Origin of the sequence: Streptomyces sp. NPDC047081 (assembly GCF_040643775.1) — a bacterium.
In the GTDB taxonomy this organism is placed as follows: Bacteria; Actinomycetota; Actinomycetes; order Streptomycetales; family Streptomycetaceae; genus Streptomyces.
In genome coordinates, this window is record NZ_JBEYUY010000053.1 from 1 (window position 1) to 25675 (window position 25675).

At 70.4% G+C, this 25675-nt stretch carries 30 protein-coding genes and 1 pseudogene; 7 read left to right on the forward strand and 24 right to left on the reverse strand.

Annotated features, from left to right (window positions below):
- Positions 1-85: 85 nt before the first annotated feature.
- From ABZ848_RS47740 to ABZ848_RS47750, 3 genes and pseudogenes are all read left to right on the forward strand, one after another.
- Positions 86-904: pseudogene (locus ABZ848_RS47740) on the forward strand (mobilization protein); the annotation flags it as partial.
- 82 nt (positions 905-986) lie between these two features.
- Positions 987-1412, forward strand: coding sequence for a hypothetical protein (locus ABZ848_RS47745; protein ID WP_360842908.1), 426 nt, complete (start codon positions 987-989; stop codon positions 1410-1412).
- Between the two features lie 101 nt (positions 1413-1513).
- Positions 1514-2200: a hypothetical protein gene (locus ABZ848_RS47750; protein ID WP_360842910.1), complete on the forward strand. Its 687-nt coding sequence runs from the start codon at positions 1514-1516 to the stop codon at positions 2198-2200.
- Positions 2201-2649: 449 nt separating this feature from the next.
- Here the strand turns inward: ABZ848_RS47750 and ABZ848_RS47755 are convergent, their stop codons facing one another.
- The 4 genes from ABZ848_RS47755 to ABZ848_RS47770 all read right to left on the reverse strand — a co-directional run bounded on the left by ABZ848_RS47755 (position 2650) and on the right by ABZ848_RS47770 (position 5066).
- On the reverse strand, positions 2650-3561 hold the full coding sequence (locus ABZ848_RS47755) for a hypothetical protein (RefSeq protein WP_360842913.1): 912 nt from the start codon (positions 3559-3561) through the stop codon (positions 2650-2652).
- A gap of 29 nt (positions 3562-3590) precedes the next feature.
- Positions 3591-4277: a DUF317 domain-containing protein gene (locus ABZ848_RS47760; RefSeq protein ID WP_360842915.1), complete on the reverse strand. Its 687-nt coding sequence runs from the start codon at positions 4275-4277 to the stop codon at positions 3591-3593.
- A gap of 78 nt (positions 4278-4355) precedes the next feature.
- Positions 4356-4652 carry a hypothetical protein gene (locus tag ABZ848_RS47765; RefSeq protein ID WP_360843014.1) on the reverse strand — a complete coding sequence of 99 codons (297 nt, stop codon included), beginning with the start codon at positions 4650-4652 and terminating at the stop codon, positions 4356-4358.
- Between the two features lie 90 nt (positions 4653-4742).
- The gene (locus tag ABZ848_RS47770; RefSeq protein ID WP_360842917.1) at positions 4743-5066 is read right to left on the reverse strand and encodes a DUF317 domain-containing protein; all 324 of its coding nucleotides are present in this window, start codon (positions 5064-5066) and stop codon (positions 4743-4745) included.
- Between the two features lie 319 nt (positions 5067-5385).
- Between ABZ848_RS47770 and ABZ848_RS47775 the strand changes: the two genes are divergently transcribed.
- Entirely contained in the window at positions 5386-6279 is an 894-nt protein-coding gene (locus ABZ848_RS47775) for an abortive infection family protein (protein WP_360842920.1), read from the forward strand.
- 115 nt (positions 6280-6394) lie between these two features.
- Positions 6395-6700, forward strand: a complete 306-nt coding sequence (locus ABZ848_RS47780) for a hypothetical protein (protein WP_360842922.1) — start codon at positions 6395-6397, stop codon at positions 6698-6700.
- A 70-nt stretch (positions 6701-6770) separates the two neighbouring features.
- Here the strand turns inward: ABZ848_RS47780 and ABZ848_RS47785 are convergent, their stop codons facing one another.
- The 20 genes from ABZ848_RS47785 to ABZ848_RS47880 form a co-directional block, all read right to left on the reverse strand.
- Positions 6771-7772 (reverse strand): SpaA isopeptide-forming pilin-related protein, encoded by a 1002-nt coding sequence (locus tag ABZ848_RS47785; RefSeq protein ID WP_360843017.1) that lies wholly within the window; start codon positions 7770-7772, stop codon positions 6771-6773.
- 216 nt (positions 7773-7988) lie between these two features.
- A complete protein-coding gene (locus ABZ848_RS47790; RefSeq protein ID WP_360842923.1) occupies positions 7989-8867 on the reverse strand; it encodes a hypothetical protein in 879 nt (292 codons plus the stop codon).
- A gap of 43 nt (positions 8868-8910) precedes the next feature.
- Positions 8911-9777, reverse strand: a complete 867-nt coding sequence (locus ABZ848_RS47795; RefSeq protein ID WP_360842925.1) for a DUF317 domain-containing protein — start codon at positions 9775-9777, stop codon at positions 8911-8913.
- 48 nt (positions 9778-9825) lie between these two features.
- Positions 9826-10698, reverse strand: coding sequence for a DUF317 domain-containing protein (locus ABZ848_RS47800; RefSeq protein WP_360842927.1), 873 nt, complete (start codon positions 10696-10698; stop codon positions 9826-9828).
- 46 nt (positions 10699-10744) lie between these two features.
- Positions 10745-11380 (reverse strand): HAD family phosphatase, encoded by a 636-nt coding sequence (locus ABZ848_RS47805; RefSeq protein ID WP_360842930.1) that lies wholly within the window; start codon positions 11378-11380, stop codon positions 10745-10747.
- Positions 11377-12540 carry an MFS transporter gene (locus ABZ848_RS47810; protein ID WP_360842932.1) on the reverse strand — a complete coding sequence of 388 codons (1164 nt, stop codon included), beginning with the start codon at positions 12538-12540 and terminating at the stop codon, positions 11377-11379. The genes ABZ848_RS47805 and ABZ848_RS47810 overlap by 4 nt, the downstream gene beginning before the upstream one ends.
- On the reverse strand, positions 12537-13757 hold the full coding sequence (locus tag ABZ848_RS47815; protein WP_360843020.1) for an ATP-grasp domain-containing protein: 1221 nt from the start codon (positions 13755-13757) through the stop codon (positions 12537-12539). The genes ABZ848_RS47810 and ABZ848_RS47815 overlap by 4 nt, the downstream gene beginning before the upstream one ends.
- Positions 13758-14122: 365 nt before the next feature.
- Positions 14123-15265 (reverse strand): MFS transporter, encoded by a 1143-nt coding sequence (locus ABZ848_RS47820; protein WP_360842935.1) that lies wholly within the window; start codon positions 15263-15265, stop codon positions 14123-14125.
- A 94-nt stretch (positions 15266-15359) separates the two neighbouring features.
- Entirely contained in the window at positions 15360-15872 is a 513-nt protein-coding gene (locus tag ABZ848_RS47825) for a hypothetical protein (RefSeq protein ID WP_360842938.1), read from the reverse strand.
- Complete coding sequence (locus ABZ848_RS47830; RefSeq protein ID WP_360842940.1) at positions 15869-16756, reverse strand: helix-turn-helix domain-containing protein; 888 nt, start codon at positions 16754-16756, stop codon at positions 15869-15871. The genes ABZ848_RS47825 and ABZ848_RS47830 overlap by 4 nt, the downstream gene beginning before the upstream one ends.
- A 31-nt stretch (positions 16757-16787) precedes the next feature.
- A complete protein-coding gene (locus ABZ848_RS47835) occupies positions 16788-17207 on the reverse strand; it encodes a hypothetical protein (RefSeq protein ID WP_360842943.1) in 420 nt (139 codons plus the stop codon).
- 11 nt (positions 17208-17218) lie between these two features.
- Complete coding sequence (locus ABZ848_RS47840; protein ID WP_360842946.1) at positions 17219-17653, reverse strand: hypothetical protein; 435 nt, start codon at positions 17651-17653, stop codon at positions 17219-17221.
- Positions 17650-18105 (reverse strand): hypothetical protein, encoded by a 456-nt coding sequence (locus ABZ848_RS47845; protein WP_360842948.1) that lies wholly within the window; start codon positions 18103-18105, stop codon positions 17650-17652. Before ABZ848_RS47845 ends, ABZ848_RS47840 begins: the two co-directional genes overlap by 4 nt.
- 116 nt (positions 18106-18221) lie before the next feature.
- Positions 18222-18566, reverse strand: coding sequence for an SH3 domain-containing protein (locus ABZ848_RS47850; protein WP_360842951.1), 345 nt, complete (start codon positions 18564-18566; stop codon positions 18222-18224).
- A gap of 200 nt (positions 18567-18766) precedes the next feature.
- Complete coding sequence (locus ABZ848_RS47855; RefSeq protein WP_360842953.1) at positions 18767-19486, reverse strand: hypothetical protein; 720 nt, start codon at positions 19484-19486, stop codon at positions 18767-18769.
- A 745-nt stretch (positions 19487-20231) separates the two neighbouring features.
- Positions 20232-20705 (reverse strand): GNAT family N-acetyltransferase, encoded by a 474-nt coding sequence (locus tag ABZ848_RS47860; RefSeq protein WP_360842955.1) that lies wholly within the window; start codon positions 20703-20705, stop codon positions 20232-20234.
- Positions 20706-20734: 29 nt separating this feature from the next.
- The gene (locus tag ABZ848_RS47865) at positions 20735-21487 is read right to left on the reverse strand and encodes a DUF3631 domain-containing protein (protein ID WP_360842958.1); all 753 of its coding nucleotides are present in this window, start codon (positions 21485-21487) and stop codon (positions 20735-20737) included.
- Complete coding sequence (locus tag ABZ848_RS47870; protein WP_360842961.1) at positions 21484-21969, reverse strand: hypothetical protein; 486 nt, start codon at positions 21967-21969, stop codon at positions 21484-21486. The genes ABZ848_RS47865 and ABZ848_RS47870 overlap by 4 nt, the downstream gene beginning before the upstream one ends.
- Entirely contained in the window at positions 21966-22517 is a 552-nt protein-coding gene (locus ABZ848_RS47875) for a DUF4913 domain-containing protein (RefSeq protein WP_360843022.1), read from the reverse strand. Before ABZ848_RS47875 ends, ABZ848_RS47870 begins: the two co-directional genes overlap by 4 nt.
- Positions 22518-22738: 221 nt before the next feature.
- Positions 22739-23494 carry a site-specific DNA-methyltransferase gene (locus tag ABZ848_RS47880; protein ID WP_360843025.1) on the reverse strand — a complete coding sequence of 252 codons (756 nt, stop codon included), beginning with the start codon at positions 23492-23494 and terminating at the stop codon, positions 22739-22741.
- A 517-nt stretch (positions 23495-24011) separates the two neighbouring features.
- Here ABZ848_RS47880 and ABZ848_RS47885 point away from each other — a divergent pair.
- Positions 24012-25127 (forward strand): C40 family peptidase, encoded by a 1116-nt coding sequence (locus tag ABZ848_RS47885; protein ID WP_360842964.1) that lies wholly within the window; start codon positions 24012-24014, stop codon positions 25125-25127.
- A 141-nt stretch (positions 25128-25268) separates the two neighbouring features.
- Positions 25269-25634, forward strand: coding sequence for a hypothetical protein (locus tag ABZ848_RS47890; RefSeq protein ID WP_360842966.1), 366 nt, complete (start codon positions 25269-25271; stop codon positions 25632-25634).
- Positions 25635-25675: the final 41 nt, after the last annotated feature.

Consider the following 25675-nt stretch of genomic DNA (forward strand, 5'->3'; position numbering starts at 1 on the left):
CCGCGCCGGTTGCACACCCCACCGCCCGCCAACCCCCCCCCCCACGCACCCCTCCCCGCGAACCCGCCGCCCCCCGCGGGCGGGCGCCCGCCCCCGCCCCACGACCGCGCTCTGGCAGGCCGTGCTCGTCCTCGACCAGGGCAACGACGGGCAGATCGCCGCCCACCTCGCCGCGACCGGCGAGATTCTCGACGCGCTCGCCAAGACCTCGGCCGCCAACACCCGCCGCGAACTACGAGACGCAGCCTGGGCGTTCGAGCGGGCCACCCGCTCCCACATCCGGGCCGAGCGCGGCCATGACCGCGCCCTGCGCCAGGCCGCCCGCGACCTCGTCCAGGGCGGGCCCGCGCTCGGCCGCGGGGAGGACGGCGCCACCACCGCCATGCTGATCGACATGGCGTTCTTCCTGGTCACCGCCGCCGCCCACTGGCACGCCAAGAAGCAGCACGCCCAGCAGGCCGCAGCGGCCCGCGAGACCGCCGCACGCCTGCGCGCCGCCTACCAGGCCGCTGCCCCCGTATACCTGGGCGTCATGCACCAGCGCGGCCGACGCCTGTCCCAGTCCCTCCGGCACAGGCAGGCCGCACACCTTCGTCAGGCCGTACCGGAACTGGCTGAGCAGATCCTGGTCGAGCCCGGCTGGTACGCCCTCGCCGTCACCCTCGCCGACGCCGAGCGCGCCGGTCACGACCCGGCCGCGCTCCTGACCGAAGCCACCACCCGCCGGGAGCTGGACACCGCCGACTCGATCAGCGACGTCCTCGTGTGGCGGCTGCGACGGATCGCCGATCTGCCCGCCGACTCCTCCGCCGCACCCGCGCACACCACCACCGCGCCCACCACCACCCGCGGGACCGCGCCGCGCACGACGAACGGCGAGGATCGTTCCGGCAAGACCCGCTGAATTCAATAATTCTAGAGTTGCAGCAGGTCAGGGACTTACGGCACTCTCCTCGTGCAGGCGAGACGACAGAGATGGAGACCGCATGTTCCGACGCATTCGCGCGGACCGAGACTTCCGTGAAGCCCAGCGTGCCGGCCAGGCGCTGCTGGCGACGCACACCGAGCTGCCGCTGCCCGACGCACCTGGCCCGGCCGTGCCGGAGACCACGGTAGTGCCCGACTTCCTGCCCCCGGACTTCCGAGCGCCGTCCCGCGCGGAGGTCTCGGGCTTCATGATGCGCTGGGACCGGCCGCTCGTCATCGAGGGGGATGTCCACCAGTGCCACTGCGGTGCGTACCGGAACTGGATCGTCTTCAACATGCGGGACGACTCGGTATGGCTGCGCTGCCCGGCCGACCACGAAACAGTGGAGCCGCGCCTGGACACCGCCTGGTACAACCGCAACTCCGGTCCGGTCGACCACTTCCACCCCACCCTCGAAGAGGGACTGCGCCACCTCGGCCACTAAATCCCACGAAACCCCTTCCTCCTCCCCTGCCCCTGCGTTCGTCGGCGCCCGGAGAGCCGACCCGGTCAGACCGTCCGTCCCGCATCGCTTAGGGGTTTCGCATGCGCCTGTCCACCACGACCGCCCTCGGCCTGAGTGCCCTCCTTGCCCTGACCGGCTGCTCCACCAGCACCGAGCCCGCCACTGCCTCCTCCTCGTCTGCCACGCCCGTGCAGGAGGGCAGCACCGCGGCGAAAGCGTCCACGCCACTGTCCTCGGCCGAGCTGAGCGAGCGGCTGCTGAGCGAGGGCGACCTGGGCGAGGGCTACACCCGCACGCCGCAGTCCGCCGTCCGGCATGACGACGTCACCGTGATCGGCTGCCCGGCGCTGGCCAAGCTCGGCGGGGACGCGGCCACCGGCAGCAGCCTCAGCTTCCCCCACAAGGCGAAGGCGTCCTTCACAGACGGCGGCAGCAACAACTCCGAGGTGAGCGAGGAGCTGTACAGCGACACCGCGGCGAAGCTGTCCCACGGTATCGGGACGGTCTTCGACGCGATGCTCTCCTGCCCCACCTACCAGGTGGTGTCAGGCAGCACCGTCATCGACATGGGCACCACGAAGGCGAGCGCGCCGGCGCTGGGCGATGAGCAGTGGAGCCAGCTGCTCACCTACTCCGCCGGCGGGCGGCGCAGCGTCGTCAAGCAGACGGCGATCCGCACCGGCACGATCCTGGTGATCGTCTCCGGGTCTCCCGCTCTCGTCGACGCCCACCTCGTCGACGCCGTCCGCACGGCGCAGGCCCGCTGACGCACTTCACTCCAGCACGCCCCGTTCCCCTGCTGTCAGGCAGGGGGACGGGGCGTTCGCTGTCCGGCAATACCGTGGTGCCGGGCACGACACACCGCGGGAACTACTGGAGGAGACCGGCATCGTCCCGGAGACGATCGAGGAAGTGCCGGTCACCGCCTACGCCTTCGTCTGTTCCTCTCGACGCACTGCCCGAGCCGATGCCGCCCCATATCCGGCACTGCACCGAACAACTCGTACTGCGCCTGCCGCCCCGTACACCTGACCCGCAGCGCCCACGGTGTCCGGGCACCTGGGCATACGGGAAGAGCACGACACGCCTGACGCAACGAAAGCAGGCCCGCTTTCCCACCATGACAACGGTGGGAGTGCGGGCCCTGAAGCACTCACGAACTCAGCAGACAGCGCGGCACAGTCGCAGCAGGTCGACGTGCGTGCCTACGCAGAGGTCATGGCAGCGCGGGCATGCCCAACTCCGGCACCTGAGGCCGTTCGATGGCGAGCAGGCGGTCGTGATGGAGGCCGAGCTCCACGATCTCGTCGTCAGTCGGCAAATAGGCGAGGATCGTGAGCCGCCAACCCTGAGCCTGGTGGGTCACGGCCAGGACGTGATGCCGGTCCAAGCAACCGGACACGGTATACGAGTCACCGGAGTTGAGGTCCGCAGCACGCCCCGGGAACGTCTGCAGTTCCCGGTGCTGGTGCCACCACCGGGCCCGCGCCCGCATCCGGGCAAGCGCCGTCGCTCGTCGGTCGCGCTCGGTCTTCCACACGCGAACGCAGCGGGCACATTCCACGGTGGCGTCGGGGTTCGGTGCGGAGAGCAGCGTGCCGCACGGGGCGATGCCGGTGGCGGCGTTGCGGCGGTGTCCGGTGACGAGGTCGCCGGGGCCGCTGGGCGCCCACAACACGTCCTCCTCTCGCGGACAGACCTCGTCGGCGGGCATGCACACCTCGCTCGCAAGGCGATGAAAGCGGTTCAGAGCGGCGACCAGCGCGGTGCAGTTCGCACACACCCGCCGCGCGGATGTCGAGCGGGGCTCGAGCGATTTGCCGCAGTAGCCCATCAGATGGCCCGGGATCGGCAGGTGCGCGGTGGCGCCCTTGCCAGTCCCGACGGCGGGCCGGAGACCCGGTTCACCACCGGGTTGCGGCGGCGTGTTCAGAATCAGGAAGGCGCGTGTACAGCTCTGGCACAGGGAGTGCGCCGTGTTCGCTCCGATCGGCGCGAGGTCCGTCGAGTGGGTGGCGCATACCGTCAACGGCTCGGTGCCGAGCGTCACGCCGTGGTGCGCGGTCCCGTTGGTGGGCGAGATGGACAGCCGGATCAAGGGCAGGGGCAAGCAGACCTCCAAGGCCAAGGTCGGGTTGGTGAGGGTGTGACGTGTCGTCAGTCGCGGCGTACGACGGTGAGCCGTCCCCGCGCCCCGTCGGGCAGGGTGCGCCGGGGAACGGGGACCGGGGAGGCGAGCGAGGCGGCGAAGGCCGCGACCAGGTCGTGGGGGACGCTGGCGCTGAAGCTGGCGCACCACAGGTACGGCGCTCCCAGTACGGGTTCCGCCCATGCCTGCCATCCGAGCAGGTCGTCCCGGGGGTCGGCGTCTTGGATGAGCGGCGGCAGCGTCTCCAGCGAGATGCTGGCGGAGAAGCCCGGGTCGGTGGCAGTCGTGCGCGGGCGGTCCAGATCGCGCAGCCAGCCGCGCGCGCTGAGCGCGGTGAGCACCGTCTCGGCGCACTCGAACCCGGTGTCGGGGACCTCGCGGGCATCGAGCGCGAGCAGGAGGTCGGCGAGCGCCTCGTACGGGATGCCTGCGGTGAAGTAGGCGTTCCACTCGGTCATGGCCGAGGCGGTGTGTCGACGGGCCGACAGCTGCCAGGCGACCGGGAGGCCGCCCAGCTCGAACGGGTAGGCGGCGAAGATCCATTCGGCGCCGCGTAGACCGTCCGGACTCATATAGAGCAGGGTGTTGCGGGAGGTCGGCCACATGCGCCAGCCGAGCCCGCTGAGGGTGTCACCGATCCGCTCGGCGAGGGCGTCGTCATCGCCGGCCAGGTGGCGCGGGGTGACCCAGTACACCGGGTCCGGCGGGTGGGGGTGGGAGGGATCGATGGGATGGTGCGGGTGCAGCGGCGCCTCCGTGGGTTCGATGATGAATCACTGGCCGGTGTTCGGCCCGGTCGCGCCGCGTCGGCGGCGTGGGGGTGCCTCGGCCGGCGGCTGCCAGGTCAGAGCGATTGCCACGGCGGGCGGCAGGTGGCCGAACTGCTCGGCCTCCTTGGACTCGGCGATGTAGACCACCCGTCGGCCCTGCTCGTCCACCGCTGTCTCCACACCACCCAGGCGGTGAGCCATGGGGAAGAAGGGGTTGACGGCGAGGCGGACGGGCGCTTCACGGTCGCAGGCGGACAGCAGGTCGAGCAGGTCACCGACGGTCATCTCGTGGGGATGCAGGTCCAAGGTGTTCTCCAAGCGGTAGCGGACGGGGCCGCGAGAGCAGCGGCAGGGTACGCGGCGCGCACGAGGGGAAGGAGGACGTACCAGTCACAGGGACCAGGAGGTGGCCAGGATCTTGGCCACGACAGCGGCGATGATCTCCGCCGGGGTCTCCGTACCAAAGGACATCCGAAAGCCGGGGACGTTCGCGGTGCCGGTGACGGCGATCACCCAGCCCTCGCCCGTCACCCAGTCCTCGTCGGGGCCGCCGGACCGGCCGTTGGGGAAGTAGCCGAGGTAGAACCGGCCATCGCGCGAGCTGATGTGGACATCGGCACGGTCGTCCACGACGTGGGTGAAGTCAGCGTCCGTGAACTGGTCGATCACCTCCATCGGCTGGCCGGCGCCTAGCTTCCAGGAGCGGAGCCTCAAGCCCGCAACCGTTGTCGCAAATCCGGGTCGAGTCGCGTCCAACGCCACATCATCACCTCTCTGACCTGGGGTTTTCGGAAGGTCGTTCAGGTTGACATGGTGTGGCGGCGATCACCAGTCCTTGCGGGATCTTTCCTGTCTGCCGCAGGCGAACTGTCCGCTGTCATTGTGGGATCTCAGATTCCATGGCCGAATCTCATGACCAATGGCCACTGGGTAGCCAATCCGAGACCGGCTAGGCAGACAGGCGCGGCGTGGATCAGGCGTCGCCTTGGGAAAAGCCCATGACGGTGTCAGCGTCTGCTCCTATCTTCAGACCATGACCGTCACCGCCCGGCGGGAGCTGGTGAGCCCCGCGACCCGCAACGCCTTTCGCTCTCTGGCCACGGACCTGACGGTCCGGATTGTGGCCGAGCTGTGGGAGGACCACGGGTTCGCGCCCATCCCGCCAGATGAGCTGAAGTACCAGGACTCAGGCCAGCGGCGGACCGAATTCATGCTCTACGCGGAGGGCGTGGACTGGTCGGATCCGAAGCAGGTTCGGCGTGTGCTTCTGGTCTTCGAGGACTTCATCCGTGCATACCGGAACCCGGACGATCAGGGAACACCCAAGTGGCTGGACGACATCAGGGTCCGCTTGGAGCGGGACGGCTTCGCTCTCGACAAGGAGGGGAGGATCTCCTGGTCCAACCCGCCAGTGCTGGTCCGTGACCTGAGCACCCTGAGCGACGCCTCCGGCATCACCATCGAACTGGAGCGCATTCGGAGGGACCTGACCACCGACCCCCATGGGGCCATCGGCGCGGCCAAGCAACTCATCGAGGCAACAGCGAAGGCCGCTCTTCGGGAGCTGAACATCGAGGTCGACCGAAACGCCGCGCTCCCCGCCCTGATCAGCACGGTCCAGAAGGCGCTGAAGCTCGACGCTGGCTCGGCTCCTGATGGGCCCGATGGCAGCAAGGCCGTGAAGAAGATCCTTTCGGGCTCGGTGAACATCGCGGTCGGCGTCGCCGAACTGCGGAACCAGGGCTTCGGGAGCGGGCACGGTCAAGCGAGCGCACCGTCCGGGCTTGGAGTGCGTCACGCCCGCCTGACGGTCAACGCTGCAGTGACCTGGTGCGAGCTGATTCTCGACACGCTTTCGGACCCCGCCGCGCCGTGGCGCAAGGCCGAGGCGGTTCACGGGGTGGCAAGATCGCCGAGGGGATCCTGACCGCGCGCTGCACCGTGGCCTTCCACTCGGTGGCCGACGTCGCCCGCCGTACGAGGCTGATGGAGTTGCTGGCCACCGGCGGGGCCTTCGATGGCCTTCGCGTGGACTGGCCGGCATGACCAACGTGGTCGTCGCTCCCCCGGTCTGGGAACGCACGCGCGGGACAGTCCTCGACGCCCCTGCGGTGCTGCTGGAGGGGCACAACGAACGTGACCGCGGCTCGGTCAACATGATCGTGCACTGCGCGCACGCGCTCGCGGGCCCCGCTCGGGCCATCAGCCGGGGCGATTCAGGTGACGATCCACGGGAAGCGGAGGTTCGCCCCTGCTCCCACGACAAGGGCATCGTGCAGCGGCTGCGCAAACCGACCCGATCACGGCGGTACCAGGCGCATCGAGGCAGCGCTCGGCCACACGCGTAAGCGTCCACGACAAAGCCCCCGGAATCGAACCATTCGATTCCGGGGGCTTGGCGGAGCGAAGCGGGTGAGGTCAGTTGGCGTTCGAGCCGTCGTCGGAGGAGTTGTCCGTGCGTCGGCGGCGAGCCCCAAAGAGGGCGCCTCCGCCTACAGCGATCAGGACTCCGGCACCGCCGATCAGCCACAAGGTGGCGTCGGCGCCAGTGTGCGCGAGCGAGCCTGCGGGGGCGGGCGCCGCAGTGCTCGACGCGGTCTCGTCGGCGGTCGGGGTATCCGAGGCGGACGGCGCCGAAGCGTCGTCCTTGCCGGACCTGCCCGCGGAGGGCTTGTCGCTCGGCTCCTGGATGGGCTTGTCGGTCGGCCTCTCTGTGGGCGGCGGCGTGGTGGCGGTCTTGGCGTTGGTGACCGTCACGGTCACGGGATCACCCGGCCTGGCCTTGAATGCCTTCGAGGGCTTGTAGATCTCGTAGCCAGCGGCTGCCTTCGTCTGCTTGGCCCAGAAGCTGGTGCCGGCGCGGCTGTTGACGGGCAGCTTCGCGGAGGCAGTGCCGTTGGACGCGGTGGTGAGGGTGAGCACGGTGGTGTCGCCGGTGCCGATATTGACGGTGGATCCGGGCAGTAGCTTGCCGCTCTTGTCGTCCTTGGCCTTGAGCGTGACCGTGGCGGGTTTGAAGGGGTCGATGATCGTCAGCGGTGCCTCAGTGCCCGGCGGGACGATGACGTCCTGGTCGTCCACCTCGTCGTGCAGCGGGCTGCCGCTGGACAGTTCCTTGAGCCGGTAGACGTCCGGGGCCAAGTCGTTGAAGGTCAGTTGGCCGTCGGCATCGGTCGTGCCGGTGCCTGCCTGCTGGCCCGCCGAGTTGAAGAGGGCGAACGTTACGCCGGCGAGGACGTCGCCGCCGGGGTCCTTCTTCAGGATGTGAACGCCGCCGGTCTCGGCGGTGAGCGCTGTGCCCGTGGACGGGGTGGGGTCCAGGGCCTCAGCGGCCGGCACCCATGTCAGGGTTCCCGCAATGGCGGCGGCAAGCGGGAGGGCAGCGGCCACAGCCGTAGGGCGGATGGATCGTATGCGGATCACGAAGGACGGCTCCTGGTGTGGGCAGGGAGAGACGATAGTGAGCAAGTCAGTTGGTCGGCGACGCGGTTCGCGAAGTGCCACCGGGATGCGTGCAGCGGATGAGTTACGACGAGGCCATGCGGCGGGAGGGCCTGGGTCCTGTCATCTGCGTGACAGATGTAGACCAGGCGTGGTCGAGCGGACGGGGTGAAGGCCTCAGCCGGTGAGCGCGGCTCACCGGCTGTGTGTCGCCCCCGCCGCCCTGGCCGACCGTGGTACGGCGATGGCCGTACCGGGGGCGGGTGTGGCGGTGGCACAGCGGCGGGACGCGGTCTTGACGACGTGGTGTTGCTGTTCGGCGGGCAGGGTGGCGACATGGTCGATGCCGGCGGCGAGGGCAGGGCCGAACGGCGAGCCGGCGGGCAGGCCGGCGGCCTGGACGATCTGGGCGGCGGCCTCGGCTTCGATCAGCAGGCCAAATGCCGGTGGGATGCCGAGCAGTTGGGCGGCGTGGTCGCGGCTTTCGGTGAGGGCCTCGGTGAGAGGAAGGTCGTCGTCGAGGATGCTGTCGACGATGTCCAGCCAGAGCTGCGTAGCGCGGCGGAGGCGGGCGAGGAAGTCGGCGTCGGTGAGCCAGCATCCTCGCGCCGACGCAGCGTCGGTGTCGTGCGGTATCGACCGATCCCGTTCGATGACGGCCGTGGTCGTCGGGGCGGGGCCGGGAACCCAGACGTTCAGGTAGTCCTGGATGGCCTGGCTCAGGGGCGTGAGAGAGGCGCCGATCCAGGGTGAGGTGTCGTCGTCGTGCCAGTCCCGGAACACGCCGTACCCGTCGTGTCCGGCCTGTCTGCCGATGCGGGCGTCCCGCACGGCGAAGGTGCCGTGGTCGGCAAAGGAGAGGTACGCGTGGTCGAGGACGCCTCGGTCGGGGTGGAGGATGCTCAGGCGTAGTCCGCCGTACTCGCGGTCTCTGATGGTCCGGGCGAACTCGATGCGCAAACGCAACGGGGAGTCGGGGGAGATCACCGCGTAGCAGTCGTCGCCGATCACGTGCCGTTCGTGGACGGGCAGGGCGAGGAGTTCGGTGAAGAAGTGTTGGGCGTGCAGGGACACGTGCGGTGGTAGTCCTCGACTGCGGAAACGGGCGTGGTGCCGGTCACCGGCGGCGGCCGGCCGGAAGGACGGCACTGGGCGGGGGCGTTGGGCTGGTGTTCGGTGCCGAGGGCCCGTCGTGCGTGCGCATCGTGCTGGCCGACGGCAGTGTCCCGCTGTGCGGTGGGGCGGGCCGGAGTCCGGCCGAGTCGGTTTGGGCGTCGGGAAGGGTGAGATGTGGGCGGGCCTCGGCCGGGATGTTCCACACGGCGCGGGCGAGCGGCACCCTGGACGCCAAGGAGGAGGCGAAGGCCGCGACCAGCGAGGCGGGTGCGGCGGAGGAGAACCGGGCCTTCCACAGCGGATGGTCCGGTGTCCCGCCCCAGGCCGCCCAGACAGATGCGGCACCCTGTCTGGGCGCGTAGACGTGTTCCAGCACCCCGTAGCCGTCCAGGCTGCGGAAGTGCTGCGTCCCGTCCGTCTTGATCATGTGTCTCCAACCGGCCGTGAGCAGCGGCAGGTACACGTCTTGGGGGAGGACGTCGTCGGAACGCATCAGGTCGCCTTCGCCGCGGGCGTCCGCCTCGCAGAGCCTGAGCACTTCGGAGTAGAGGTCGCCGACCAGTTCGACGGGGGTGCTGGCATCGAGCGTGGCCGTCCAGGTCGCCGGCCGGAACGGGTCCTTGTGGGCAGCGACCAGCCACTCGCCACCGCGCCCGGGCTCCTCGGACGTGAGGTGCCCGGCGAGTACTCGCATGCCGGGACTGATGGCGATGGCGCGGCCGTGCTCGGGCTGGTGGAGGGTCCAGCCCTGGTCGAAGGGGAATGGCCACACGTCGACCAGTTCGTGGATGCCGGGGCCGGCGAGGTGGCGGGGCAGGATCTCGACCACGTCGTGATCGTCGAGATCGTCCAGCGGACTGAGTGGCACAAGTTCCTTTCGGTGGTGGGGGAATTGCTGGTCGCGGGCGGCTGAGGATTAGCGGTGCGGAGCCCGGCGTGGGACGGCGGTCGCAGGAGGCAGTGTGGTGGTGCTCCAGCGGGGGACGCTTCGGGTGCCGAGCGCCGGCGGTCTGCGGGTGAGGGCACGCTGGACGTCAAGCGGGGTCGGAACCGGAGTTGCAGGTGGTGTGACGGGAGTGAGCTGGGCGGCCTCGCGCAGTCCCGGGAGCAGCGCGTCCTTCCAGCGCGGCAGGGGCGCCGGGTCGGACACGCTCAAGGTGATGGCCTTCACCAGGGTGGTGGGCGTGTTGGTGGTGGCGGTGGCGTACCAGCGGGCGTAACCGTTCTTCGGTCCGCCCCACAGGTGCCATCTGGCCTCAAGGGTGGTGAGTTCCTTCTCCGGGTCGAGGCGGCCGGTGGTGTATTCGCAGGTGGCCATCCCGTCTGGGGACTGGAGTTCCAGCACGCCCCAGCGCGGGTGCTGGAACTGCCAGCCGTTCTTGATCAGCGGGACTACGGCGCCGAAGGCGCCGAGCTCGGGGTCCCTAAGGTCGGGCTCGGCGAGGTAGGTGTCGGGGCCGGCGGCGTACGCTTGGGCGAGTGCGGTGGTGAAGGCGGTGACGAACTCGGTCGGGGCCGAGTCGTTGAAGGAGACACCCCAGGCAGGCGGGCCGAATCGGTCGCGGTAGGCGTTGATCCGCCACAAGCCGTCGTCGTCGCCCTCGGGCAGGAATCCGAGGCGGACGCGGTGGTCGGGCGCGGTGACATAGGCATTGCCGAGGTCGTCGTTGCGCAGGTCGAAGCCGAGCGCGAGGAGCGGCTCCAGGGCACGGTCACCCGTGTAGGTGCTGCCGGCGAGGTAGCGGGGTGAGACGTAGACGTCGCCGTCGGTCTCTTCGGTGTCGGGCACGAATGTCCTGAGGTTGAGTCTGCGGGGTGAGCGGCGTGGGGCGGGGTCAGGCAAGCACGGGCAGCAACTGCCGCTCCAGGACTGCGGGTTGGCCGGTGTAGTGGTGGGTGCGCAGGCCCAGTTCGGCGGCGGCCCGGCAGTTGTCCTCGCGGTCGTCGACGAACAGCACCCGTCGCGGGTCGGCGATGCCGGTGGCGGTCCGCGCGGATTCGTACGCGGCCGGGTCGGGCTTGCACAGGCCCAAGCGGGCGGAGTACAGGGCGTCGTCCATCAGTTCGCGCCGCCAGTCGGTGGCGTCAAGGACGTTGCTGAGGTGGGCGGGAGCGTTGGAGAGCAGCACCATCGTCAGCCCGGACGCGTGGGCGCGGTACAGGACGTCGAGGACGTGAGGATCGGTGCGGGTCCACATGGCGGTATCGGCCGTGCGCAGTTCGCGCAGCAAACGCGGGCCGGGGTGGTAGCCGAGCACGATGGCCCAGTACGCCAGGTCGCTGAGCTGTCCGGCGTCGTACGGTTCGCGGGCGTCCCAGAAGGCATGCTGGAAGGAGGCGAGATCACCGGGCCAACCGGCCAACCGGGCGAGGTGTTGCCACTGGCCGAGGGTCGGCTGCGTGCCGAGGACGCCGTTGTAGTCGAGGATGACAGCGTCCGCGCCGGGCGGGGAGGCGGGCGTACGGGTCAAGGGGCGGGTTTCTCCAGGGCTTTGGGGGCGAGGGCGGCGACGGCTGCAGCGAGGAGGGCGGGCAGCAGCAGCGCCTGCGGGAGGGAGGTGAGGCTGGCGAGAGCGCCGATGAGGGCGGGACCGGCGAGTAGGCCGACGTAGCCGGTGACCGCGACGGTGGCGACCGCGCGCGGGCCGCCAGTTCCGGCGGCGGTTATCAGGCTGGGAACGGTCACGGACAGACCCAGGCCGAAGACCGCCCAGCCAAGCAGGGCGAGGGCGGTGGTGGAGCCGGTCAGGCCGGTGGCGAGGCCGAGCGCGGCAAGGACGGCGCCGGTGCGCACGACGGCGGGAGCGCCGAAACGGGAGGTGAGCCGGTCTCCGGCGAGGCGGCCTGCGGCCATGGCGGCGCTGTAGACGGCGTACGCCGCTGCGCTGGTTGCGGCACTCGCGCCGAGGTCGTGCAGGTGGACGGCGGCCCAGTCGGCGGCGGCCCCTTCACCGAGCAGGGTGGCCGCCGCGAGCGCGCCAAGCAGCCACAACCGGGGCCGCGACAGATCGTCGCGCCGGTCCGAGACCGGTGTCATCGGGTGGTGGGTGGGCTCGAGTGCCGGGCCGGCAAGCGTGCGGGTGAGCCGGGTCGTTGCCCCTGTCGCCGCGGCGGCGCCGGCCCCGACAGCGGCGAACAGGACGGTGTGCGAGGTGTGGGCGGTGGCCGCGGCCAGCGCGGCGCCGGCCAGGGCGCCGAGACTGTACGCCGCGTGCAGCCCGGACATGATGGGGCGTCCGTGAGTGTCCTGGCAGCGGACCGCGGCGGCATTGGCGGCGACGTCGAGGACTCCGTGCGCGGCGCCGAACACGAACGCCGTCACCAGCAGGCTCCCCAGGCTGCGGCAGGCCCCCAGGGCGACGAGGCAGGCGGCAAGACTGAGGGCACCGCCGGTCAGCAGCGCGGGCAGGCGGGCCGGGTGGGCGAGGTGTCCGCCCGTTTTCAGTCCGGCGACCATGCCGAGGGCGGCGGCCAGCAGGACCAGGGCGAGGGCGGCGGTGCTCACCTCGGCGGCGTGCTGGACGGCGGGCATGCGTGCGCCCCAGACGGCCATCACCACCCCTAGGCCGGCGAAGTACCCGGTCAGCAGTCGGCGGCTGCGCGCCAGTTCGGGCGCCACACTCAGCGTCACGCCGTGTCCTCCTGGCTGGCCGGGACGGTCTGCGCGACCGGAGTCACCTGGACGTCAAGGGCGCGGTACGCCTCCTGCGCGCGGGCCTGGGCGATGGCGGCGGTCGGCCCGGTGGTGATCAGGTAGCCGATGCGGGCGGTGAACAGGTCGCCGCCGTCCTGGGGCAGCACGAGCTGGTCACCGGCCTGCCGCTGGAAGCGCACGCGCTCCACTCCCCCGACGGGTTCCCGCACGCGGCGGGCGGTGAGGATGCCGGAGTAAGCAGGGTAGATAAAGCGGATCACCGCAGCCTGGTGGCGGGTGGGGGTGAGATCGGGGGTGCGTCCGCAGGCGATATCGGCGGCGGCGCGGGCGAGGTCGACGCCGGTGGCCAGGTGGACAAGGTGGCTGATCATGTCGCCGGCGATACGGGCGTTGACCTCGATGAGGCGGGGGCGGCCGTGGACCAGACGAAGTTCGACGTGGCTGACGCCGTCGGTGACCCCGAGGGCATCGAGGGCTGCGACGGCGGCCGGGGCCACGGTGGCGCGGAACGGGTCGTCGGCGTCGACCAGGTGCGCCAACTCCTCGAAGTACGGCGCGCAGCCGACGGTCTTGCGGGTGACCGCGACCACGGTGGTCTGCCCCTGGTAGGTGACGCACTCGACGCTCACCTCCGGGCCGTCGAGGTACTCCTCGACCAGAACCTGGGTGCTTTCCACTCCGTGGCCGGCAGTATTGGCGGAGACGGCGTACGCGCCCGGCAGCTCGTCGGCGGCATCGACGCGGACGACGCCCATGCTCGCGGCGTGCGCGGCGGGCTTGAGGACGACGGGGAAGCCTATACGCCGGGCGGCAGCAGCCGCCTCGTGCTCGGTGCGCACGCTGACGGAGGCGGCGGAGGGCACCCCGTGGCGGGCGAAGAGCGTGCGCGAGGTGTGCTTGTTGCGGCAGCCCTGAAGCACCTCCGGGGCGGTGGTGGGGAGGCCGAGCCCGCGGGCGAGGCGAGCGACGGGGACGAGGTGCCACTCGGTCCACGTCATCACCCCGGCCAGCGCGTGCCGATCGGCGAGCGCGCGCCCGGCCTCGGTCAGCGCCAACTGGTCGGCGGGGTCGGCGACCTCGTAGTCGAGGAGGAATGCCTTCTCCCAGGTCGGCTCGGAGCCCGAGATCAGTACGACGTCGTAGTGGGCGGCGACATTCAGCAGGCAGGTGCCGCGATACGCCTGGGCCTCCATGTCGGCGGCGGCCACGACCAGGACGACGGGGCGAGAGGACAAACGTGGCTCCAAACAGTGCGATGAAGAAGGCGAGTTAGGGCGGGCCGCCGGCGCAAGGAGGTGAGACGTCGGCACAGCACGCAGGCCGCCTTCAGCCCGACCCGGGTAACGCCGGTGGCGAGCCGGTCGGTTGTCAGACGCTCCAGCGCGCGGTCGACGCGGGGGTGCTCGGCGTCGAAGGCCAAGAAGCAGTCGGTCAGGGTCGGGCGCGAGCCTGCTGGCCATGACGGTCGGGCTGCAGGCAGGGCGTAGAGGGAGGCAAAGGCCTGGGGCGAGGACATGGCGGCGGTCCCCGAGGGGTGTTCTGGGTGTGACCGGGCTGGTCATACGAAGGAGGGCCGCAGGGCGGGGGCGGTGCGCAGCCGGGCGAAGGCGACGAAGAGGCCCAGTGCTTGCAGTGCGGCGCAGACGGTGATCAGGTGGCCGAGCTGGGCGGGCGGCACAGCGGCGACGAGGACACCGGCGAGAGGGAAGGGCACAAGAAGCAGCAGGATGGTCAGCGACAGTGTGGCGCCGAACACGTCGGCGGGGATGAGGCGGGAGCGCACGGTGCGCAGCACGACCGTCATGCCGCCCTCGCCGGCCATGAGGACGGCGATCAGGACGAGATAGGCGTGGTAGGTGTCGGCGAAGGAGACGGCCAGGCATCCCAAGGCGGCGATCGTGCCGGACACGGCGCCGATGGGCCACAGGCCGAATCGGTCGATCGCGCCGCGGCACGCGGCGATGGCGAGGAGCGAGGCGACTGCGGCTGCCGACCAGATCAGCCCCACGTCGGCTGTGGAGTGTCCGAGTTGCTGGACGATGATCACCGGGGTGGCAGCCTGCAGCAGCCCGGTGGCCAGGTTGGAGACGGTCAGTCCGGCCACCAGCCAGCCAAGGGCCGGCAGTGCCCGCAGGGTCGACCAGCCGGTGCGCAGCCCCTCAAGGACCGGCTGAGGCCCGGCAGGTTTGGCCCGGTGCTCCTGGCGTGGGGCCAGCACGCCGGTGAGCAGGGAGAATGCGGTGATCGCCATCAGCATTCCAGTGGCACCGACCCACTCCAGCAGCAGCCCGGCGAGTGCGGGGCCAGACAGGGTGGCGATCTGATCGATGCCGAGCAGCACCGACTGGACGCGGTGGGCGCGCTCGCCCGCCTCGCGGCCGGCGACCCCGCCCGCGGTCTCGGCGGCGATGTACGAGCATTCGCTGAGGATTCCGGTCAGCGCGGCGAGCAGCATGACGGTGACCGTCGCGCCGACGCCCGCGGCCTGCGCCGGCAGGATGAACGCGGCGGCCAGGACGACCAGGACCCGGCCCGTGGAGGCGGTACGGAGCACGGCGGAGGTTCCGTGGCGGTCGACCAGGGTCCCGGCGAAGGCGAACGCGCCCAGGCGCGGCACCCATTCCAGCGCGAACGCGAGGCCGGTCAGAGCAGCGGAGTGGGTGGTGGCCAGCACCAGCAGAGGGATGCCGTAGGTGGCCATGGCGAACGCGGCGGCGTCGGTGCTGCGCGGCAGGTAGATGCCGCGCAGCCGCGTGGGGACCGGACGGCGGGCATGCCGGGGTCCGACCCGGATCTCACGCAGCGCGCCCCGCTTCCTCCGCTGCGGAGGAGCGGGTGGCGTCCTGGCGCAGGACCCGGGGGTGGGCCGTAAGCCACTCGGACAGCGCCGCCCGCGGAGCTGGCGGTTCGGCCGCCGCGCCCGTGTGTTTTGCACCGTCGTCCTCCGCCTGGAGGGCGTGCTGGATACGTGTGACGAAGTCGCTGGTCGGGCTGGGGAGTTGGCGGGTGCGGGCCCAGCGTGCGGCGTTGTCGTACAGCTCGGCGAGGTCCTTGCCGCTCGCGGTGAGCTGGTAGCGGGCCATGGCGTGTCCGCGGGCGTGGATGAGGCCGAGGTCGCGTGCGGTGTCGATGGCGTGGCGGAGTTGTCCGAGGGGGAGGTCGCCGAGGGCGCCTTGCAGGCTGCCGCGGTGACGGCTGATGGGGCCGTTGTCGTCGATCTCGGTGACCAGGCGTATCAGACCCGGCAGGGTGAGCGTCCTGATCGCTCGGCACTCGCGCAGGAGGCCGAGGGCCGGCAATGCGGTCATCGGCGAGGACCTCCTGCCAGGGTGATGGGCCGGGCCGGTATCTGGTGGGAGAAGAGGTCTCCGGGCTTCCACGCCGGGCTGGCCGGGGGTGTGGTGGCCAGAGCGGGTCGGGCAGACGGTGCGGCCGGGGCTGCGGGTGCCGGAAGGCGGGCCGGGGTGGTCGCCCACGGACCGGAGCGCGTCTGGGGCGGGGCGCTCCCCCGCCGACGTAGCGGGTCGGCCTCGCCGGGCGGGCGGGCAGCCCAGGCGATGACGGCCTCGAAGACGGGGGCGAGCGCCTGTCCGCTGGCGGACAGCTGGAAGTCGCCGCTATCGGTGGCCGTGACGAGGCCGTCGGTGACCAGGCGGTCCAGGGGCTTGTAGACGGCGTTCAGTCCGTAGCCGGGCATGGCCTCGGTAGCCAGGGTCTTGGCGCTCGCACGTCCCCGCGCGATCAGGGCCACAAGGATCGGCGTGGCGTGGCGCGGGGCGATCAAAGTGATTGTGTCGTCGATGTTCTGGGCCGGGGGGATCCTCTCGGGTTCCGGCTCACCGGTGGCCTTGCTGGTGACGAACTGCTTCTCCAGGTAGGTGTCGCCCCAGGCGGCGATCTGGGCCAGAACGGGCATCAACTCGGCACCGCGGCCGGTGAGGCCGTACGTGACATGACGCGGGGCGTACTCGGTTCGTTCGACCACACCGGCGCCGGTGAGGTGGCGCAGCCGGGGGTGGAGCTGGCCGTCGGCGAGCCACGGCAGCCGGGGCTTGATCTCGGCGTAGCGCAGGGGCTGGGCGGAGAGGGTCATCAGCACCCACACGCTCCAGCGCGGGGCGAGCAGATCCAGGGTCTTGGTGACGCCGGAGAGGTCGTTCGGGGTGGTGGAGGGCTGAGCGGTGGTTGCCAAGGATGGTGCTCCTCAAGCGGTACAGGGCAGATCAGCGGGTGCGGGACGTGGCGGGCGCCGGGGTGGCTGGTGCGGATGGGATCGCAGGCCGGGACTCCAGGGCCGGTGCGCGGCGTAGTCCGGCCAGGACGGCGCCAGTGCTCTTGGCGCAGGCGTCTCGGGTGGCGACGGATTCGGCGATGCGGCGGGCGCAGTCGAGGATGTGGCCGGCGGCGTAGCGGCCGATCTCCCGGTCAGGGGCGGCGAGTTCGCGGAGCCTCTCCAGCTGGAAGGCGATGGTGCGTTCGGCGAGGACCAGGTTGCTGTGGCTGCTGGTGAGCGCGGCGAGCAGGGTGGTGTCGGGTGTGCTGTCGGCGAGGACTTCGAGTTCGGCGAGCGGCTGTCCGTACAGCGTCTCGATGCGCTGGGCGATGAGGTCGGAGACGGCGTGCGCAGGATCGGTCTGGTGCAATCGGCGGGCTTTCAGGGGCGGCTGGTCCGCACCGCCCCCGACCCGGGGGCGGGTAGAGCAGTGGCGGTGATCTTCGGCTGGGCGAACTGGACGGATCGCCGCGGGCGTTGTCCGGGAGCGGGCATGGTCCGCAGCAGGTCGTCGAGGGCGGCGACGTAGCCGTTGCGGCCGGCCAGCGCCGCCTCCAGCCACTGGGCGTCCCAACGCAGGTCCTCGGCGGACAGCTCGCCCAGGTCGCGGTCGGCGGACATGGCGGCGCGGACGCGGTCCCGTACGCGGACAACCTGTTCCTCGGCGAGGGCGAGGAAACCGCGCAGCTCTAGCGCGCGGTGGAGCGCGGCATCCGCTTCGGTGCGGGCTGCCTGCGCGTACAGGTCGGCGACGGAGGCGCCGAAAGCCTCCTCCAGCGCGGTGTCGCGGCTGGAGGACTTGTCGGTGATGCTCATCGCGTCGCACCTCGTGCCGGGACACCCCGCGTGTCGGGCAGTACGGGCGCGGAGGTGGGCAGCGCCGGAGCGCGGCGCGCGGCGGGGTCGGCACCACGCCAGACACCTGGCCCGCGCTTGCCCGGGGCGAGGGGGTCGAGGAGGTAGTCCACGACCATGACGCGCCCGTCACGTGTGGCGACCGCCACGTTGACCTGATGCGCCAACTCCATGGTCCTGTCGTCGAGTTCACCCGGCTGGGTGCCCAGCGCCGCAGCGAGCGCGTCCTCCGCGGTATCGAGCGCGTCCTGGGATTCAGCGAGCAGGCCGTACCAGTGCACGACACTGGTGGCGTCAGGGTTGGCCTGGGGTGCCGCCTCGACTGCCCGGCGCAGATCGGCGAGAGGCATCTGGAAGCGTTCCTCGATCCGCTCGGTGACGACGCCCATCACGTCCTTGTTGAACTCGGGCACGAAAAGGGCTCCTCTTCTTCGCGCTTTTGGGGGCCGAAAAACCTGCACCGCAAATCCGGTCAGGGCTACGGCCCCGTAAACTCACATGTCGGACCGGTGAATTGGGCGCTATTCGGCTAGTCCAGGCACATGCCGGCCGGGCGGTAGACGTACTTGGCGGAGACCCAGCCCGTGACGCCGGTCGTCTTGTCGGTGATGTAGCGCCACTTTCCGCTGGTCTTGTGCACGGTGAACTTGTGGCCCCGGTACAGGATTCCGAGCGCCTTGGAATTGACGGATGCCTTGGCGCGGATGGTGACGGCCTTGGTTGTGAGCGTCCACGGTCCCGGCTTGCTGCAGGTCGAGTCAGTTGCGGAGGCAGGCGCCTGAGCGGGGACGGCGCTCGCGGTGGCGGCGGAGGCCAGCGGCAGCGCGAGGGCACCGAGCAGGGCCGCCGAGACGGCTATGCGGGTTGAGCGCATGTGGAATTGAGCTCCATATCGATCAGAAGGCAGACAGGAGAAGCGACCGCGGGCAGATGCCGTACGGCCGAGAACAAGAGTCCGGAGAATCCCCGGTTTCGGTAACCGGGGATTGCGTGCTACATTCCGCGCCGCTTCGGTGAAGGCCGCCGGTATTTCACCGTGCGGGAAGGACAGAGCGGTGTCGGCGAGCGGCGTATTCAGTGGCCTGGACGGCGTGGTGGAGCGGTGCGGGCGGGTGGAGCAGGGATGCCGGCGGCGGTGTGGCGGGCTGCCGGGGAGGCTGGAGGCAGCGGGATCGCCTCACCGCTCCAGTGCGCCTCCCACCACTGGGTCGCCGTCTCGAAGGTGGCGAAGCCGCCCTCGCGCAGCGTGTGTGTCCACGCCGTGGTGTCGATCTCTTCGAGCAGGATCCGGAACGGCACCGGCGCCTTCTCGTCGAGGGCGCGCAGCAGCACGGTGGTCTCCATCGGCTCGGTGTCACGCGTATAGCTGGTCAGCAGGGCGAAATGGTCGCCGTCCCGGCGCAGTCGCTCCTCCAGGGCGCGAGTGGCCTGGTCGGCAGGCGCGCTGCCCAGACCGTGGGCGAGGAGGATCTGCTCCTCGGGGCAACCGCGGGCGATCAGCCAGGACTGGGCCATCGCGGGCAGGGCGAAGGTGGCGTGGTCGAAGCGGAAGGTCCGTACGGCGATGTCGCGCTGGAGACGGAGGGCGACGAGCTGGGGTTCGCCCGGGATGCCCCAGGTGACGGCACCGTTGTGCATCACGTAGAAGCTGTGCTCGCCGTTCGCGGTGTGGTGCTCGGCCAGGACAGCGAGCTGGTCCTCATCGATGCCGATGTGCTGCCAGAACTGTTCGTCAACACGGTCGTTGACGGCCTGGTAGCCGCCGAGGCGGAAATCCGGTTGGTGGGTGGGCATCGGTGCTTTCGGTTCGACGGCGCCAATAGCGCTGTGGGCAGGGGGAGTTGAGCTGTTTCAGCGACGCAGGTGCGCCGGAGCTGCAGAGGCCGTCGGCCGGGGCGGCGCCGTTGTGCCGGGCGGGCCTGAGGAGCGCGGGACGGTGAGAGCGGCCCGGCCGGAGTCGGTGAGGGTGACGGGCTGGCCAGCGTGCACGCAGGTGGGGCGTGTCACGGTCCACGAGGCCGCTGGTCTCCAGGCGCTGCAGCTGGGCGTAGGAGATGCCGGTGCGCGAGCCGGTCGCCACCGAAAGCCGGTGGGTGAGGAGGTTCTCGTACAACTTGGCGCCCTGGGCAATGGCGAGCAGGGCCGCGACGTCCTTCGCCGGTACCTTGCCGTGGCGCACGCGGCGGAACGGCGGCTTCGACCGACTCCAGCGCGGCGGCCGTCTTGGCTTGCTGGGCGTCGCGCTCGTCGATGGCGTGCGCGAGCTGGTCGACGGTGCGCTCGATCCGGGCGAACAGAGCCCGATCGACGGGGAAATCGCCGGAGGCCAGGCGGGCGAGACGGGTGCGGTGGAAGGTGACGTCCCGCTCGGCCCTGATGACGTCGCGGTGGGCGTCCGCCAAGGCTGTGTGCGGTGTGTCGAGGAGACCGGCGTCGCGATGCCGCCACAGCGTCTGGACGCTGCACCCTGCCGCAGTCTCGATCCGGTGGTCGAACACGGTGCGCGGGCGACGGTCAGGCAGGAACTCGGGAGGTGGGGTCATCTCGGAGCGGTCCGTGTGGCCGTGTGGGGGTCCGGCGCGTACGCGTCCAGGGCGACGCATACTTCGACCCAGGGGCCGTCGCGGGTGCGCCGGGTGGGCCCCAGGCGCTCCAGGAGCCGCAGCATCGCCGCGTTGGACGCGTGCGTGAACGCGGTGAGCGTGTGCGCCCCGCCGGTGCAGGCGATCCGGGCCGCCTGCCGGGCCATGGCCGTTCCGATACCGCGGCGGTGGTGGTCGTCGGCGACCTGGAGTCCGAGGTCGACGACGCCCAACCGACGGCTGACGGGCCCGACACAGACGAGGGCCAGGGGCTGCTCGTGGGCGTCGAGTCCGATCCAGCAATGCGTCTGGGCGAGCAGCCGCGCCAGGTCACGGGGCACAAGGCGGGTACGGCCCCATCGGCGTAACAGGTTCTCTTCGGAACAGCGCGCGTGCAAGGAGGCGACCAGATCCCAGTCCGCCGCCGTCACCTCGCGAGTACGCGCGAGTGTGGGGTGGGTCAGCAGGAGCAGTCCGGCCGGGCGGCCTGCAGATCGCTGCGTCGGTAGGCCCGGTAGCGACTGCCGTCGACGGTGCGCGGCTTGCGGGACTGGACGCCGTAGGGGCGCAGGAGCAGAGCGAGGCGGACCGGGGTGAGATCGGCGTAGCACCGGCGTCCCTCGGCCTCGCCGGGCAGCGCGCGCAGGCGCGCGACCAGTTCAGCGGTGCTGACGTACTGGACTGCGCCCAGATCGTCGAAGATGTCGAGACAGGCTTGGACGATCGCCCTCGGCTTCCTCGGGCAGGTCAGGAACTCCTCGCATGTGTCCGCGTGGAGGTCATCGAAATCGTCGAAGACGTCGAGGTCGCTGGGAGCCTCCGGCTCGTCGAGTCCGTCGAGGTCCTCCACGTCGGGATCGTCTTCAGGCTCGGGGTCTGGCTCGTAGGCGGGCTCCTCGTCGTCCGTCGGCTGATAGTCGCTGGGCGGTTCGGGTTCGTACGCCGCCGCGCAGCAGCAGCTGGACAGCAGTGCGCTCAGCTCGGCTCCGGCTGCCATGCGTTCGATCAGCAGGTCGGTAAGCGCCTCGAGCTGCTCGGTCGCGGTGGCGTCGGCGGGACGTTCAGCGCGGGCCAGGGCGGCGAGCTGCCGGTCGAGGTCCTGGATCTCGACGAACACATCGACGATGGCGCGGTGGTGCGGGTTCTCGTTTACCTGGGCCGGTGCCAGTACGGCGGCGGCGACCTGGTCGATCAGGCTGGGGAACTGCGTCAACGAGCGGGGCCCTTCAGGGTCGGGGGCAGTGCGGGTCGGGGTGGGCCCGGCAGCGCGTAGGGCGGCGGTCCTGGCTTGGGTACGGGCGGGCGTACGCCCAGCTTGGGCGAGCGGGTGCGGGCCGCGTGGGTGCGCTCGCCCACAGGCCGTCGGGCGATGCCGAGGCGGGCGCGGGCAGTGTCGTACACGTCGTGCGCCTCCCGCGGGCGTACGGCCACGACGTGGATCTCGGTGGGGTGCGTGGACGTGGCAGGCGCCGGCCGCTGGGCGTAGACGATGCGCCAGGCGTTGCGGTGATCGACGTAGACCTTGCGGCATGCGGCGAGATCACGGGTGAGTTTGGCGCCGAACAGGCGGGCGTTGACGATGTCCTGGAGCTGCGCGAGCGCCAGGTCGCGGATGTCGCCGGGGGCTTGGAGAAGGTCCGTCAGGGCGCGCGGGTCGAAGGAGAGACCGAAGGCTGGCTGGTCATGGCCGCTCATCCGGCCCCCTGACCGGTAGCGCCGGTCTCCTGCGACTCCGCGGTGGCGGCGGTGGTACGGCTGGAGGGCGGCGGGCCGGGCAGGAGGCGGTGGGCGGGCCGAGCCGGATCGGTCATGCACGCGGACAGTGGCCCACCGGCTGCCCGGACGGCGGCCATGGCGTGGGTGAGGAAGTCCCGGTGCCACACGAACAGGCCACTCAGTCCGGCCTCGGGATCCTTGTGCTGCTGGTAGGCCAGCCACAGGGCATGGAGCCAGGCAACTACGTCGGTGTGTTCCTGCCACTGCTCGCACCACGGGGCGGCGGTGGTGACCTCCGCCCCGTAGACGCGGACGAGGAAGTCGTCCACCCAGTCCGACAGCGCGTCGAGTTCGTCTTCGTACTCCTCACCCTCCAGCTCCAGGATCGGGCGAGGCTCCGGTGGGGCCGCCTGCGGCGGCAGGCCCGCGAACCCCGGCATGCCGAAGGCGCCGAACGGTATGTCCGGGGGCAGTGGCGCGGCAGCGAGACTGTCGAGCTGGCGGGCCTGCTCCGCGGACTGCTCCAGCAGTTTGCGGACGCTCGCCGAAACGCTCTCCAGGTCGGACTCCGGCAGCCGGACCGGTTCTGTCTCCCCGTCCTGCGGGGAGTTTATGGATTCAGGCACGAAAAGAGGCCTCCTTGAGCCGCAGCCGTCGGGCGCGAATTGCGGCTCAAACCATCCGGAGAATCCCCGGTTTCGGTAACCGGGACTGTGCTGCTATAACGCTAAGCGCGGCACTGCGGGGCTCAGGACGTGAGGGTCAAGTCGTCACGGGACAGGGTTTGTTGCATCGTTTCCAATAGCCGAGCTTCGGCGATCTTCGCGTAGTGCTTGGTCTTCTCAACGCCGATGAAGTCGCGGCCCTCCAGCAGAGCCGCGACCCCGGTCGAGCCCGAGCCGCAGGTGAAGTCGAGCACCGTGCCGCCCGGCGGGGAGATCTGCACCAGCTCGCGCATGACCGAGACCGGCTTCTGCGTGATGTGCTGTCGGTTCTTGCCCGACGGCTGCGAGGCGCTGTACAGGCCAGGCAGGTAAACGGGATTGTGGGCGGCGTCGATCGGCCCGTTGGACGCCCAGACGATGAACTCACAGTTCTGGGTGAACCTTCCCTTTTGTGGCCTGGCCTGCGGCTTGTGCCAGGCGAGCACGCCCCTCCACAGCCAGCCGGCGGCCTGGATGGCGTCCGTTGTGATCGGCAACTGCCGCCAGTCGGTGAACAGCAGCGCGGTACCGCCGACCTTGGTGAGCCGGTGCGCCTCGGTCATGATCTGGGTCAGCCAGAAGCCGTACGAGCGCTGATCCATGTTCTCACCGGTGAAGTCCGGCAGCTCGTGCCCGGCGTCGGCGGAGGTGTACTTCTGCTTCGCACTGCGGGAGGTTCGCTCCTTGGCTGTGCGTCCGCCACTGTTGTACGGCGGGTCGGTGATGACGGCATCGACGCAGTCGTCCGGGAGTGCGGCGAGGACGCCGAGCGCATCGCCCTGATGCAGGGAAAAAGGCAAAGAGGTACCCCAATTCGGGTCGGGTGAGATGAGAGAGCCTCCAGCCCGCCGGGATACCCCGCGGGGCCGGATGCAGGATGGCGACACGGTCCGCGTAGTGGGCTGGGCGAGAGGGGGGAGCCAAAACTGTAGGGCACGATCCCCGGTTGAGCGCTATCGCCACCGAAAGCCCCGAAAATCAAGCCTTGATCACCAACGATTTCGGCAACCGGGGATCCGCCCTTACTGTTTTGGAACTGCCCGGCCGACACAGCCGATGGCACATCCCCACCCCTGCCCTCGTGGAGGTATCCCCCTGTCCTGGCACACCTGACCCGACGCCCGCTCCCGGTGCGAGCGGCAACTCGCACACGTACACCCGGGCCCCGACTTACCCACCATCCGGCCGTCGCACCCTTCCTCAACACCGCACGCGCCGCCGGGACTTAACCAAGGACATCGCCATGACATCGCTCTGCCCACCCCTGCCCGCACACCGGCCTCCGGCCCGTGACGGCCTGCCCGGAGGCGTCCGCGGTTGAAGAGCGCGGCCGCCGGCATCGGGGTCTTCGTCCTCTCCCCGCTTCTCCTCGCCGGAACGGCCATGCTGATGGCCACAAACAGCGAGGCCGCCCAGACCACTTACCCCTCGCTCACGTGCGTGGGCGACATCGACACCGACACGGTCGTCACGCAGGTCACCAAGATCCTCAACGGCGCGGACGTCAAGACCGTCCGTGTCGAGGGCCTGTCCCTGCCCGAGGAGCAGATCCCCAACGCCCGTACGATCGTGGCCACCGGGATCAGCCTCCACGTGCCGAAGAAGGGGCAGATCATCGCGCTCGCCACCGCGATGCAGGAATCGCGGCTGCGCAACCTCAACTCCGGTGACCGCGACAGCCTCGGGCTCTTCCAGCAACGGCCGAGCCAGGGCTGGGGCACCGCTGCGGAGATCCGCGACCCCGTCTACGCGAGCGAGCAGTTCTACAAGGCATTGCTCAAGGTGGACGGCTGGCAGCAGTTGACCGTCACCCAGGCCGCGCAGGCTGTGCAGCGCTCCGGCTACCCCGGCGCCTACGCCGACTGGGAGGAGCTGGCGACCGCCCTGCAGACGGCGATTGCCGCGACGTTCCCCGACTCCGACCAGGAGGACAGCGAGACGGACACCGCCTCCAGTACCACGTCCTGCGCGACGACGGAGGACGGCTCGGGATACGGCACCATCCCCGAAGGGTCGGTACCAAAGGACTACTCGATCCCCAAGGACGCCGATCCGAAGGCGCGTAAGGCGATCGTCTGGGCGGTGGCCCAGCTCGGCACGATGTACCAGTGGGGCGGCACCTGTACCGCGCCGCACGGCCCCGACCCGATGGGCCGCTGCGACTGCAGTTCGCTGACCCAGCAGGCATACGCGCACGCCGGCATCCAGCTCACCCGCACCACGTACACGCAGATCAACGAGGGCAAGGCCGTGTCCTCCAAGCACCTCCAGCCGGGCGATCTGATCTTCTCCCGCGGCAGTGCCGCCCGCCCCGAGCACGTCGGCATGTACATCGGCTCAGGACTCGCGATCGAGGCGCCCCGAACCGGAAAACCCGTTCGCGTCACGCCGCTCGCGGACTGGGACATCCTCGCCGCCCGCCGCGTCATCTGACCCCGGCCGGGGCGCGGAAGCCCCAATTCACCGCCCCTGACCAAGGATTTCCCCAACCTCTTCCGCGCTCCCTGCGGACGGGGTCCGCAAGACACGCCGTCCCTGCCCAGCCCCATTCCCCTGACACCACGGAGCATCACCTTGATATCCCGTCACAACACCCAGCGTGCCCTCGCGGCAGCCTCTCTGGGCCTGGCCGTCGCCGCCGGCGGCCTGGCCACCGCCTCCACGGCACAGGCGTACGACACCGGCCACACCAAGATCTCGTGCAGTGCGGTCAAGGTCCGCAAGTCGCCTTCAACGGCGGCCACCGCGGTCGGCGTCGCCTATCGCAACGACAAGATCGCCTACGACCAGTGGGTTTACCGGAGCGCCACCAAGACCTGGTGGACCAGGGGCACCGTTACCCGCAAGTCCGACGGTAAGAGGCTGCGCGGCTACGTCGTCTACAAGTGCGCAAATCCGTACGGCACCAACGGCGCGCCCACCCCGCCGATCCCGAAGTAGTGCGCCCTGGACGGCGGTTCGGAGCCTGAGCCGACGCGCCG